Below are 13,070 nucleotides of genomic sequence, written 5' to 3' on the forward strand. Positions count from 1 at the left end.
CAAAATGTGGTCTAGTCGACGCGTGTTGAACTACTTGACTTTGACGAATACCTTGTCGGCAAACATGTCAGGGCTCACTGCGAGCACGCCTGACTCAGCGTCCTCGCTCGGTATCTTGATAGCGATGGACCCCTCCGTGGACGCGCCTTTGTAAAGCGTCTCGGCCTCGTCTAGCGCATTCGGCGCTATCACCAGGTCGTCGAGACCGTCGAAGGTGTTTCCACCTGCCGATACGTATTCAACGGTCGACATCGGCATTGACCCGCCCGGCTCGTCGCCCTGATAAGTCAGCTTGACGTCGATCACCATGTACTGGTTCCCCGACTCCGGCTTCTCATTGAACTCGTCAGCAGCGAGAACCTCGTCAGTGGCGTCCAGCGTCACATCGGTGATCGTCATATCCCACTCATCGGAGCTGATCTTGGTGCCGATTGCATAGGGGTTTTCCCTAGTGCCTTCTTCGGCCGAGTCATCTCCTTCTTCGACTACCGCGTTGTCAGCTTCCTGCGCAGGCGCTTCGGCGGAGACATCATCGCTGAACGCTTCGTCGAACGATGATGCCACTACAAAAAAGAACACGAGGATTCCGACAATAGTTCCAACCACCGAAATGATCAGAGCAGCAATAGAGAATCCCTTCTTGCCTTTCAAAAAGAAGGAAATGATCGAAAGCAAGAAAGCAATCGGAAGGAGGATCCATCCGACAATGAGCGCGCCTGGAATACAGGCAAAGATGAAACCGATCAACGCAAGAACAAAAGCGATGATGCCCATCACATTCTTGCCGCGCTTTCGCCTGGTCTGGTCGGTCGCGGGACCCTGACCACTACCATTGCCATAGGCGTAGGTTCCACCCTGATGTGGGTAGGCAGGCTCAAATGCAGCGCCCGACGGCTGGGCGTACTGAGGCTGCTGAGCATGAACGTTCTGCTGGTGCGGCCTATTATCTGGGGATGGGTTCTGGCTCATGTCACCTCGACACTAGAAAGTTGAAACTAGAACCAGAATAGAGGACGGCCGAGGTGACAATTGACCAATCGGATACCACTACTGCAATGGTTACGCAAACGTTATCAATCTACTACAGACAAGACTGAGAAAGTTTCACAAACTTGCACGCGGTGAATGTTTCCGTGAATTTAACTCCCGCAAAGGCGCAAGGGTCAACTACAGCGACTTCGCCTGTTTCCACCGCGCCTAACTAATTGGGCACGGCGCTTCGTCAGCCGAGTACGAGGCGACGATCCGGATCTGACAGACCATCGGCCGCCTCGGCGAGCAGCGACTCCTCCGAATCCGCACCGGCGCGGATGTACCGTCCAGTGAACGCGTCCAATGTCCCCGAGGCCAGAGCCAAGGCGAGACCCGTGACCTGTTCGGGCGAGGTCCAGTCATCGCCCTGACGGAAGTCGTGGACAGGCATTGACTTCGTCATCGCGGTCTCGACGACACCGGGTGCCATTTCGAAGATGCGCAGCCCCTTGTCGTGACCAAAGTGAACAACCGAATCGGCGATGCGGAACAGTGCCGCTTTCGACGCCGAATACACGGCGTACGCGGGAGTCCCCTGCGCTCCCGATCCCGAGTTGAGGTCGATGATCCTGCTGGGACGTCCGGTCGCCTCGGCGCCCGCCATCAGAACGGGTGCAACGACATTAATCATGAGCGCAACCCCGGTGACGTTAGCGTCGACGACGCCCTTGAGGCTCTCCGGATCGGCATCCCACAGTGGCCCTTCGGTCGACTCGATGCGCCCGGCATTATTGATGAGCACCTGCAGACGCTTCCCCGTCGATTTCTCGAGTTCAGCGACAGAGTCACGCAGCTGGTTCACCACAGTGATGTCATCAGTGCGCAGACCGACACCGGTCACCGTTCCCCCGGTCGATTCAGCGATCTCTTCAGCCGCAGCTTCCGCCTTCTCCGCCGAGGTGGCCGTGACGATCACGTCATACCCGGCCTTCGCGAACGCCTCCGACAGGTGACGCCCGATTCCGCGGGCACCGCCGGTGATGAGCGCGATCGTCTCGGACGGAACCGCTGTCGCTTCAGAGGCTCCGCCGGTCGTGGGCATGTTGGTTCCGTAGGGCAGCTTCTCGGACATGATCGGGACTCCTCGGTGTTGGTCGGGTGCGGGTGGTCAGTTGTCCAGGTGCGCGGAACAGGTGCTCACGCCCGCGCGTTCGGTTGCTCGCGTGCTCGCTGCTGCGATGCTCGGAGCGAATACAACAGAACCCGGTCGAACCACTGTAACGGTCGACCGGGCTCTGTTACGCACTGTTCTCAGCTGCGGACTTCAGCGCCGTGACGCTCGGCGGCCAATTTCGTCGCCGCTTCACGCATCGCCGAGGCCTCATCGGCCTTGAGCGTACGATCCGGGGCGCGGAAGGTCAGGCGGAACGCCAGCGACTTCTTGCCCTCGGGCAACTGGTCGCCGGTGTAGAGGTCGAAGGTCTCGAGCAGTTCGAGCTCCTCCCCTGCACCTTCGCGCAGCGTCGCAGCCAGAGTCTGCGTCGCAGCTCAGCATCGACGATGAGCGCCACATCCTGACGCGACACAGGGTACGTCGACAGCGCACCGTCCCAGGCGCGCAGATCCTCCTGAGCCAGCAATGCGTCAAGATCGATCTCGAATCCGACCGTCCGTGCCGGAAGGCCAAGGTTCTCGCACACCTTCGGGTGCAGCTCACCGGCATGGCCGAGAGTCTGACCGTCAGCGAGGATAAACTTCGCGGCCCGTCCCGGGTGCCAGGGAGCGATCTGGTCGGCTTCGACGGTGACCTCGAGGCCGTTCGTTTCAGCGATCCGGCGGACCGTGTCGATGACATCCGTCGCCTCGGCCTTACGGCCCTTGCCCCAGACGCCGGGCATCTCGGCATTGCCGGAGATGATGCCCGCGTAGTGGTAGGGCTGGTGCGGCACCGAGGCGTAGATCTTCTCGAGTTCCGCCTCGGTGGGGTGGTATCCGGGCAGGTGACGCGGCCCGGGGCCCTCAGGCAGACCGGCAGAGGTGGACACGAGTCCGGCCTCGAAGAGTGCGACGTCCTTCGCTCCGCGGCCCTGGTTGCGAACCACGAGGTCGACCAGCGTCGAGAGCAGGTTGGTGCGCATGAGCGGCAGGTCTTCGGACATCGGGTTGGCCAGGCGCACGTGCTTGCGACGCACATCATCGGCCTCGAGCCGCAGCTGATCGTCCCGTTTTTCGTTCGTGAACGGGTACGACAGCACCTCGGTGAACCCGTCGGCGGCCAGCAGGTTCGAGATCCGACGGCGGGTCTTCTGCGCCACTGTCAGTCCCTTGCCTGCCCTGGCGGCAGGCTGGATGGATGGGATGCGGTCGTAGCCGCCGGTACGGGCGACTTCCTCGATGAGGTCGACAGCGTCGGTGATGTCCGTGCGCCAACTGGGCACGGTCACGGCCAGACGGTCCTTGCCGATGACATCGATGGTCGCGCCGATGCCTTCGAGCAGTCCGGTCACCTCGGCGGTCGTGTACTCGACTCCGACGAGCGAGGCGACGCGCTCGACCGGAAGTTCGATGACGGTCGGCTCGGGAGCCTGCCCGACCTGCGTGGTCGCAGGGCTGAGCGTTCCGCCGCCGAGTTCGACGAGCAGGTCCGCGCACCGACGTGCGGCCACAGGCCCGAGCCTCGGGTCGACGCCGCGTTCGAAGCGACGCGAGGCCTCAGAGGACAGTTTGTGACGACGTGAGCTGCGGGCAATGGAGATCGGGTCGAAGTGTGCGGCCTCGATGACGACGTCGGTCGTTCCCGAGTGAACCTCGACGTCGGCGCCGCCCATGACTCCGGCCAGGCCGATGATCTTTCCACCCTTGCCAGAAGCACCAGCACCGCGGTCGGTGATGAGCAGATCCTCGGCATCGAGCGTGCGCTCGACATCGTCGAGGGTCGTGAACTTCTCCCCCGCACTCGCACGGCGGACGACGATTTCGTCACCGAGCAGCGCAGTGTCGTAGGCGTGCAGAGGCTGGCCGAGTTCGAGCATGACGTAGTTCGTGACATCCACGGTCAGACTGATCGGACGCATTCCCGCCTGCTGCAGGCGACGCTGCATCCAGAACGGAGTCTTCGCCTGAGGATCCAGACCGGTGACCTGCAGCGCGGTGAACTGATCACAACCGGCCACCTCGTTGATGGGGTTGTTGTCCTCGATCGCAACCGGGAATCCATCGTCGGTGGCAGCGTTGGTGGGAGCCACCTCGGCGGATCCGATATCGGTGAACTTCTGCCCCTTCATCTGCGCATATTCGCGTCCGATGCCGCGCATCGACAGCTGGTAGCCGCGGTCGGGGGTGACGTTGACGTCGAGGGTCACCTGATCGAGGCCGAGCAGCCGGATCGCATCATCGCCGGGCTCACCGGTCAGGCCGAGGTCAGTCAGGACGATGATGCCGTCGTGGTCCTCGCCGAGGCCGAGTTCCTTGGCTGAGCAGATCATGCCATCGGACTTGTGACCGTAGGTCTTGCGAGCAGCGATCTTGAAGTCACCGGGCAGGACGGCTCCGGGCAGGCAGGCGACGATGAGGTCGCCGGGCACGAAGTTGTGCGCACCGCAGATGATGCCGCGGCTCGGGCGCTCCTCGCCGGGCTGCGGGTCCTTCGGATCGTCGAGATCCTCGTTGTGTTCGGGGCCGACGTCGACGCGGCACCAGTTGACGGTCTTGCCGTTGGAGTGCTCTTCCTTGACGAGTTCGAGCACGCGACCGACGACGAGGGGCCCGGTGATCTCGGGTCCGAAGAAGTCCTCTTCCTCGAGTCCGATGGACGCGAATTCGGCGGCGAGGGCATGGGGATCGGTCTCGGCTGGGAGATCGACGTAGTCGGCCAGCCAGTTCAGTGGGACGCGCATATCAAGCCTTCATTCCGAAACGGGCCGAGAAGCGCACATCGCCTTCGACCATGTCGTGCATATCGTTGATTCCCTCGCGCAGCATCAGGGTGCGCTCGATGCCCATGCCGAAGGCGAAGCCCTGGTAGACGTCGGGGTCGATGCCGGCGGCGCGCAGCACGTTGGGGTGGACCATTCCGCAGCCGCCCCATTCGATCCAGCCGGGGCCGCCGACCTTGTTGGGGAACCAGAAGTCCATCTCCGCGCTCGGTTCGGTGAACGGGAAAAAGCTCGGGCGCAGACGGGTCTTCGACTCGGGGCCGAACATCTCGCGGGCGAATCCGTCGAGGGTGCCCTGCAGGTTGGCCATGGTCAGCCCCTTGTCGATGGCGATGCCTTCGATCTGGTGGAAGACCGGAGTGTGCGTGGCATCGAGCTCATCGGTGCGGAAGGTCTTGCCCGGACACACCACGTAGAGCGGCACACCGCGCTCAAGCAAGGAACGCGACTGCACCGGTGAAGTGTGGGTGCGCAGGACGAGGCCGCTCGGGTGGGTCGACGAAGAACGTGTCCTGCATCTGTCGAGCCGGATGGTCGGGCCCGAAGTTGAGCGCATCGAAGTTCAGCCACTCGGATTCGATCTCGGGACCTTCGGCGACCTCCCAGCCGAGGCCGACGAAGTAGTCCGCGGCCTGTTCCTGGATGAGGCTCAGCGGGTGGCGAGCGCCGAGGCGGCGACGGTCGGTGGGCAGGGTGACGTCGATGGCCTCTTCGATGAGCACGGCCGCATCGCGTTCGGCTTCGAGCTCTGCCAGACGTGCGTCGTGGGCCTGCTTGACCGCTCCCCTGGACTTGCCGACGATCTTGCCGGCGGCGGCCTTATCGGCCTTGTCGAGTGAGCCGATGGCTCGGTTGGCGAGCGCCAGAGGGGCTTTGTCGCCGGTGTGGTCGATCTTCGCCTGCTTGAGCTCGTCGAGAGTCGTCGAATCCGCAAAAGCCTTCAGTGCCGCGTCGACGGCCTGCTTCACGGCCGACTCGTCCAAGGGGTCGAGTTGGTCTGTCATCAATGTCCTTTTGTCCGTACTTGCCCGTAGCTGCGGGGACGTCGTTTCTCTTCGCCTGCCAGTCTATCGCTTCCCCTGCCGGGATCTGGGGCGGCGTCCGCTGGGTGGGTGGGCCGCCTCGGTGCCGGTTGTGTGCGGTCGGTCATAGGGTTCGAGCCGACAAAAGCGTAGTGTCGGGCACATGACGACACAACGTGCATCAGATGTCATGGTCAGAGCCCTGGAGAACGAAGGCGTCGAGCGGATCTTCGGCCTTCCCGGCGAGGAGAACCTCGACTTCGTCGAATCCCTGCGGAACTCATCGATCGAACTCATCCTCACCCGGCATGAGCAGGCGGCCGCGTTCATGGCCGCCACCTACGGTCGGCTGACCGGCAAGCCCGGGGTCGTGCTTACGACTTTGGGGCCCGGCGCGCTCAACCTGGCGACCGGGGCCGCGTACGCCCACCTCGGCGGGATGCCGGTCATCATGATCACCGGCCAGAAGGGCATCCGCACGGCCGAGCAGGCGGCGTTCCAGATGGTCAACACGGTGGCGACGATGGATCCGCTGACGAAGGTGAGCAAGCAGATCAGCTCGGCGGCGATGATTCCGACGATGGTCCGGGAGGCGTTCCGCGCCGCTCAGGCCGAGCGTCCGGGACCGGTGCACCTCGAACTGCCCGAGGACATCGCGGGGATGCCGGTCGACGGGTTCGAGCTCATCGAACCGCATACGAACAGTCGGCCCGTCGCTGGGGACACGGCGATCGCGAACGCCGCGAACGTCATCAAGGAGGCGAAGCACCCGCTGCTCATGCTCGGTGCGGATGCGTCCCGGGCCTCGTGCGGTGAGGCTCTGTCGCGTTTCGTCGCCGAGATGCGCATCCCCTACGTCACCACGCAGATGGGCAAGGGATCGGTGTCGGGGTCGTCGGATCTGTACATGGGCACGGCGGCCCTGACCTCCGGTGACTATGTCCACGACGCGATCGATGCGGCCGACGTCATCGTCACCATCGGTCACGATACGACCGAGAAGCCGCCGTTCACGATGGATGAGACCGGGCCGACCGTCGTCCACATCGGGTACCGTCCCGCCATCGTCGAGCAGGTGTATTTCCCGCAGTTCGAGGTCATCGGAGACCTGGCGCCGTCCCTGGACAAGCTCGCCGAGGTGCTCGGCGGTCCCGTACCCACCGCCGAGGCGCTCCTGCCGATGCGCGATGAGATCCTCATCAAGATCCACGAGGGAGCCGATGAGGAACGGTTCATCCCACAGCGGATCGTCCAAGAGGTCCGCGACGTGGTCCCGACCGATGGGATCGTGGCCCTGGACAACGGCATGTACAAGATCTGGTTCGCCCGCAACTACCGCACGACCAGGGCGAACACCCTGCTACTCGACAATGCACTGGCGACGATGGGAGCCGGGCTGCCCTCGGCGATCGGGGCGAAGCTGACCTACCCGGAGCGTCGTGTCATGGCCGTGGTCGGCGACGGTGGGTTCATGATGAACAGCCAGGAATTGGAGACCGCTGTCAGACTCGGTCTGGACCTCGTCGTGGTCATCCTCGAGGACAACGCCTACGGCATGATCCGCTGGAAGCAGGCCGCGGACGGATTCCCCGACTTCGGGCTGACCTACGGCAACCCCGACTTCGTCAAGTACGCGGAGTCGTATGGGGCCACCGGCACCCGCGTCGATGATGTCGACAACATCAGCGATGCCCTGGAGGATGCGTTCGAGTCCGGAGGAGTGCACGTCGTAGTCGTGCCGATCGACTACTCGGAGAACAAGCGCGTGCTCATCGACGAGTTGGGGAAGCGGTGAAGCGCTGTCTTTTGGTGCTTCCGACCCTGATCGGCCAGTAGGTCAATTGGTACGGTCACGGCTCTTCACGATTCTGCTAGGGATCTCCACGCTGTGCGCGTGGGGATCCCTCGGCGAGATCGTCAAGGCACTCCTGCGGGACCGGCCGATCGATTCACTGCTCTGGGCCATGTTCGGGGTGGCGGCAGCCTCGGCGATCGTGGTCTGGTCTGTGTTTCGGGCGCGCGGTGTCAGGCTCGAGGTCAGGAGCTTCATCGGCAGCGTTCCGTTGGGAGTTGTGCTGCTGTGCTCGCTGGTGGGCGGGTTCGTTCTGCCATCGCTGTTGGTCGGCAGAACAGATGTCATCGACGTGGCAATCACCGCGATCGTCATCGCTGCGATCTGCGGTGGAGCGATGCCGTACCTGCGCAGGACCTACTTCACTCCCCCGGATAGTCCCGAAGGGTTGGACGACAAGTGACAGGGGTTGACCTTCAAGTCGGTTGAGACCGGACAATGTTCGAGTGACTGATTCTGACTTGATGCCGATCGGCGCCTTCGCCCGAATAGTGGGTCTGACGGCGAGCGCGCTGCGATTCTACGACGATGCCGGCATCCTCCGCCCTGACCACGTCGACGCCCAGACCGGATATCGCTTCTACAGTGAGGAACAGGTAGTCACGGCACAGCGACTAAGGGAGCTTCGTGAGCTCGGAATGCCGCTGTCCGATGTCTCTCGGTTCTTCGCGGCCGAAGCTGCGTCCGATTCTGCGGAATCGCTGCGGCTGCTGAATGACCATATGCGCAGGGTCTCGGCTGAAAACGCGCGATCGCAGCAGGTGGCCGCACGGCTCACCGAGTCATTGCAATCGAAGGCTTCGGCATCGTTGTGCGCTCTTCCAGGGCCCATCTTCGCCGCAGCAGTCGACCAGCTTCTGGCGACTACCACCGACGATCCCAGCTTCCCCGTCCTCAACGGTGTTCGCCTCTGCGTCGAACCGGACGCGCTCACATTGGCGGCGACGGACCGCTACCGATTCACCAGTCGTACCCTGGTGCCGAGCCGGTCTGCAGGAACGACGTGGGCAGGCACCGTATCAGGCGCTACCCTTCGGAACACCGTTTCAGTGATCCGCAGAAGCCCGACAATGACTCTCGCTGCAGGCGACGGCTTCCTGCGCGTCGTGCTCGAAGATGGCACCGTGTGCCAGTGCACGTTGATAGAAGAGCCTTTTCCGGACACTTCCGACTTCTTAGAGTCCCTACCGTCAGCAATCCACCGCTGCATGGTCGACCGCAGGCAGCTGTTGCGGACGATGGAACAGCGGCCGCTGGAAAAGCTCGGTTTGCGACTCACCTCGAGCGGGATACAGGTTCTGGCTCCTGATGACGTCCCCGATCTCGAAGGCACGGGTGATGACTCTGAGCTGACTCTGTGGTTCGAACTCACGACACTGCATCCGGCGATGACCAATGCGCTCGGAAACGATCTCATCCTCGACGTCTCTGCGTCGGATCAACCCGTCATCCTGCGCTCAGCTGATGACGGAGACTTCACCACCATCATCATGCCGTGCCAGGCGCCCGCCCACTGATACAGACAGGAACAGACCACCATGACCTCTACACCAGCCGCACCAGATCCGACGATGGAGACGATCGGCCGAGCCGTCGAACTCGGGAGAGCAGGTGACGTGGACACGGCTCGGCGCCAGCTAGCCGACCTCTGGCAGGAGGTCGGCCCCTCCGGCGATCCCTTCCATCGCTGCACACTTGCGCACTATCTCGCCGATCTCTACGATCACCCAGCCGAGGCACTCATCTGGGACATTCGAGCTCTCGACGCCGCTGCTTCGCTCAGTGATGAACGCGCGCAGGCACATCACCAGTCGCTTCAGGTCGCCGGCTTTATCCCAGCCTCCACCTCAATATCGCCGACAACCTCCGTCGGCTGAGTGCATTCGATGCCGCACAGGAGCACATCTCTCGCGCCGAAGAACGCAGTGTCGCATTGCCCGACGATGGTTATGGACGAATGATCCGCACCGCGATCGAGGAAGTAGGTGCTGCCATCGACCTGCGCGATACCGCTCGCCGCGACTCGGCGCCCGGCGGTTCGTAGAACGACCGGCTTCGGGCCCTCCTCACTCCACGGTGATGCCGAGTTCTGAGGCGAAGAGTTCGGCAAAGAGCATGAGCTGGGTGTCGTCGATGGTCGCTCCGCGCAGAGAGTGCACGCCGGAGATCTTGTGCGGTTCCAGTCCCCGGATATCGACGTTGCCGAGCGTGGCGCCTTCGCACTGGAAAACGCCGACGTTACTTCCCGGAAATGCGACCCGGCTGACCTTCGCTCGGGCGAGGTCGATCTCGTCGATCTTGCAGTCGCGGAACTCGACATCGGTGAGCTTCGACCCACGCAGGTTGAGGTAGGAGATACGGCAGTTGGTGAATCGCACCTTCTCCCACACGCTGTCGTAGACAACGCCGGCACCGATCCGAGTTCCAGAGATCTCAGTGTGCAGCAGATTGCCACGGGGCATGTTCCAAGTGTCGGCGCGGCAGTCCGTGATAGCCGTGCCGGAGAACCTCGCTCCGGTGAGATCGACCGGCGCGTCGACATCGCCGAAATTGACGTTCGACAATCGGCAGTCGAGGAATGTTGCTTGAGTGGCGGCCGCCTCGGCGAGATTGAGGTCGATGAACTCCATCCCTTCGAGGAAGTCCTCTGGACCAATATCGCCGAGGTAGCACTGGGCAAGCTCGCCGAGGCTGATTTTCGATGGGCGGGGAGTGTCGGTGGCCATGGTGTCACCCTAACCGCATCGTGTGACACGACCAGGATTCGCTGGACTCGTGCCGATTCACTTTGGCGAAAACTTCCCTTGCTACAGTCCGGCGCATGGATCCACAGCTACGACAGCCCTCCGATAATGACAAAGGCGGCCCTTACGCGATTTCATTAACAGCTGGCGCCCTGCTTTCGCTCGTCTATTTCGGGATCCGCCAAGTTCACCTACAGTTCTTTCCCTGCGGTGAGTACGAGGAGGCCTGCAATGACTTCAGCGATCTGTTCTTCGGCTGGAACGGAATCTTCCTCGGGTATCTTGTGGTCTTTGGCTGGGCGGCTACCTCACTGATCGCACCCTCGGTGCTCAAGCAGCTCCGACCGCAATCTTCATTGTGGGTCCGAGGACTCATGTCTGCAGGATTCTGCGTACTCGTCACGTTCCTGATCATCGTTGTGTTCGGCGGAATGTGGACCTTCTTGCCATAGGAACGATTGATCGACGTCTCCCCCACTAGACTGCAGGCATGAACCCACTGACAACGATCCTGTCATTGCCCGTTGCCGACCCGCAGGCCACCGCGAACTTCTACGCCGATGGGCTCGGCCTCGAAACCGACGGTGTGGAGGACGGCATCGTCGCCTTCGAACTGCCGAACCTCTCCATCTTCTTCATCACCGCAGACGAATACGGTCAGTACCTCGAGCTCTCCGGTCAGCCCGGTTCGAAGAATCCGGTTCCAGGAGCCAGCATCATCTCGTGCGCCTTCGCCACTAAAGCCGAGATCGATGAGACCCTCGATCGTGCTGTCGCCGCCGGCGGATCAGCCGACTCTGGTCAGGACGTTGATGGTTCGTACATGGGTTACTTCGCTGACCCGGACGGATACATCTGGGAGCTCGTCGCCAACGAACAGACCGCAAAGGCTGCTGTGGCCGACTAGTCGCCGTGAGGCAAAAATCGCAGTCGCACTCTGCCTCGCCAATATCTATGCGAATCACATATAATTGCCATCATGGAACCCAATCTCGAAGAAGCGATCAATGAGTGGCACGCGAGCGTCAATGCCGGCGACTTGCAGCGTTCTGCACGAGCGGTTGGCGATCCGGTCGTTGTACTCGGACCGAAGGGCGCCGGCCCAATCACGCCTGCACAGTTTGCAGCGTGGGTGGAGCGCTCGGGAATCAGGCTAGTTCCACGATCTTGGCATCCTGTCAGTGCGCGATTGATGGTAGTCGAAGAGGACGCTACCTGGCCCGCGAGCGTGGAATCCACGAGGGTAGCGACGGTATTCCGCGCAGACGCAGGAAAGATCACCGCCGCGCTCAGGCTGCCGGACCTGAAATCAGCTCTCGAACTGGCCTACATCTGCCGCGAGATGGCGGCAACCGAATGACAAGACCTGGTCCCGGACAGGCTCTGTTTCATTTCGTCAGGCATTGGTCACGCCGGTCCGTCGGAGCCGACACCGGCGGTGAGCAGGGCCGGCTGGTGATCGCTTGCGAAGCAGTCTCTGCACTGGAAATGCGCACAACTCCGGCAACGGTGAATTCGATCGCACAAGAGATCGGAATCGACCAAAGCGGCGCGTCACGGTTGATCAAGAATGCCATTGAAGCCGGGTATCTCATAGTGGCTGCATCCTCAACAGACGGCCGTCGACGCGAAGCATCACTCACCCCTGCCGGCCGGTCGATGCTGAAACAGGCACATCGCTGGCAGGAGGAAGTGTTCACCGAGCTGACCAGCGACTGGAACGACAAGAAGCGCCGTGACTTCCAGCAGGCAATGACCGACCTGATCGAGCGCTCCTACGAAATGGAATCATGGGTCGGGTCAACGCCAGTAAGCTAAACGGCGTGAGCAACGGCGCTGGCAAGCGGTCACCAGTGTTTTAGCTCCGGGCAGCTTCACTAACGTTCAGTCTGCATATGCTTAGTCCTCGAATCCGCTGGTTGCGAGCACTCTCATAGATGCACACGGCAGCAACGGTGCCGAGTGTGAGGCACCCCCGCAGATCCGTAGATGGGAACGGCAACCGACGAGTCGCACAGTTCCAAGACTCCGACGCTGATCACCCATGCTTCGTTACCGAAGATCGACGTAGCGCGGTGGGTTCGAGTTCAGTGACAACGGGGTTGCGGAAGAGCGAGCCGGCAGTCGAGCGCACCGCCTTGTCGTTTACAGTCGACTAGTCGCCCACCTGGCCAATGACAAGGTCACTCCGCTTGAGTTGACACGCCTGCCATCGATGTTTTCGGGGACATCGATGAGGCCGAGTCTCTTCACCGCAGCGGCATAGACTAAATACTCTTTGAGAAGTAGCACAGGTACCGACACCGTGATCAGCAGTCGCGGTACCGACGGCGAGGCATCAGTGCCAAAACCAATGGCCCAGAATACGAACGCGCCAGCTGAGAAGAAGACCACTGTTTCGAAGGCTTCCTGGAGGTGATGAATACGCAGCGCTGTCAGAGATTTCGGCCTGCTAGTTGCCTCAACCACGCCCATCTCACCGCCCTGACTACCACTGCTCAATGACTAGGTTACTTGCCGTTACAGTATCGCAGATCGAGAAAGT

At 61.9% G+C, this 13,070-nt stretch carries 11 protein-coding genes and 2 pseudogenes; 8 read left to right on the forward strand and 5 right to left on the reverse strand.

Annotated elements, in window-relative coordinates:
* Positions 1-30: 30 nt before the first annotated feature.
* From AC2W7L_RS11020 to AC2W7L_RS11035, 4 genes and pseudogenes are all read right to left on the reverse strand, one after another.
* Positions 31-969 (reverse strand): hypothetical protein, encoded by a 939-nt coding sequence (locus AC2W7L_RS11020; RefSeq protein WP_486004505.1) that lies wholly within the window; start codon positions 967-969, stop codon positions 31-33.
* 253 nt (positions 970-1,222) lie between these two features.
* Positions 1,223-2,104, reverse strand: coding sequence for an SDR family NAD(P)-dependent oxidoreductase (locus tag AC2W7L_RS11025; protein WP_486004506.1), 882 nt, complete (start codon positions 2,102-2,104; stop codon positions 1,223-1,225).
* Between the two features lie 179 nt (positions 2,105-2,283).
* Positions 2,284-4,868 (reverse strand): annotated as a pseudogene (gene pheT, locus AC2W7L_RS11030) (phenylalanine--tRNA ligase subunit beta).
* Between the two features lies 1 nt (position 4,869).
* Positions 4,870-5,911, reverse strand: a pseudogene (locus AC2W7L_RS11035) (phenylalanine--tRNA ligase subunit alpha).
* A gap of 181 nt (positions 5,912-6,092) precedes the next feature.
* Here AC2W7L_RS11035 and AC2W7L_RS11040 point away from each other — a divergent pair.
* From AC2W7L_RS11040 to AC2W7L_RS11055, 4 genes are read left to right on the forward strand one after another with little or no spacing between them, the layout of a single operon-like run.
* Positions 6,093-7,724 (forward strand): acetolactate synthase large subunit, encoded by a 1,632-nt coding sequence (locus tag AC2W7L_RS11040; protein ID WP_486004507.1) that lies wholly within the window; start codon positions 6,093-6,095, stop codon positions 7,722-7,724.
* A gap of 46 nt (positions 7,725-7,770) precedes the next feature.
* Positions 7,771-8,184: a hypothetical protein gene (locus AC2W7L_RS11045; protein ID WP_486004508.1), complete on the forward strand. Its 414-nt coding sequence runs from the start codon at positions 7,771-7,773 to the stop codon at positions 8,182-8,184.
* Between the two features lie 43 nt (positions 8,185-8,227).
* The gene (locus AC2W7L_RS11050) at positions 8,228-9,298 is read left to right on the forward strand and encodes a DNA polymerase III subunit beta family protein (protein WP_486004509.1); all 1,071 of its coding nucleotides are present in this window, start codon (positions 8,228-8,230) and stop codon (positions 9,296-9,298) included.
* A 54-nt stretch (positions 9,299-9,352) separates the two neighbouring features.
* Positions 9,353-9,658, forward strand: a complete 306-nt coding sequence (locus tag AC2W7L_RS11055; protein WP_486004510.1) for a hypothetical protein — start codon at positions 9,353-9,355, stop codon at positions 9,656-9,658.
* Positions 9,659-9,847: 189 nt separating this feature from the next.
* Here the strand turns inward: AC2W7L_RS11055 and AC2W7L_RS11060 are convergent, their stop codons facing one another.
* Positions 9,848-10,507: a pentapeptide repeat-containing protein gene (locus tag AC2W7L_RS11060; protein WP_486004511.1), complete on the reverse strand. Its 660-nt coding sequence runs from the start codon at positions 10,505-10,507 to the stop codon at positions 9,848-9,850.
* A gap of 95 nt (positions 10,508-10,602) precedes the next feature.
* Between AC2W7L_RS11060 and AC2W7L_RS11065 the strand changes: the two genes are divergently transcribed.
* The 4 genes from AC2W7L_RS11065 (at position 10,603) to AC2W7L_RS11080 (ending at position 12,343) form a co-directional block, all read left to right on the forward strand.
* Entirely contained in the window at positions 10,603-10,977 is a 375-nt protein-coding gene (locus tag AC2W7L_RS11065) for a hypothetical protein (RefSeq protein WP_486004512.1), read from the forward strand.
* A gap of 38 nt (positions 10,978-11,015) precedes the next feature.
* Positions 11,016-11,432: a VOC family protein gene (locus AC2W7L_RS11070; protein WP_486004513.1), complete on the forward strand. Its 417-nt coding sequence runs from the start codon at positions 11,016-11,018 to the stop codon at positions 11,430-11,432.
* A gap of 72 nt (positions 11,433-11,504) precedes the next feature.
* Positions 11,505-11,885 (forward strand): hypothetical protein, encoded by a 381-nt coding sequence (locus AC2W7L_RS11075; RefSeq protein WP_486004514.1) that lies wholly within the window; start codon positions 11,505-11,507, stop codon positions 11,883-11,885.
* Positions 11,882-12,343 carry a MarR family winged helix-turn-helix transcriptional regulator gene (locus AC2W7L_RS11080; RefSeq protein ID WP_458311096.1) on the forward strand — a complete coding sequence of 154 codons (462 nt, stop codon included), beginning with the start codon at positions 11,882-11,884 and terminating at the stop codon, positions 12,341-12,343. The genes AC2W7L_RS11075 and AC2W7L_RS11080 overlap by 4 nt, the downstream gene beginning before the upstream one ends.
* Positions 12,344-13,070 lie beyond the last annotated feature (727 nt).

The organism is Brevibacterium sp. LAARM3_SD1, from assembly GCF_057364765.1.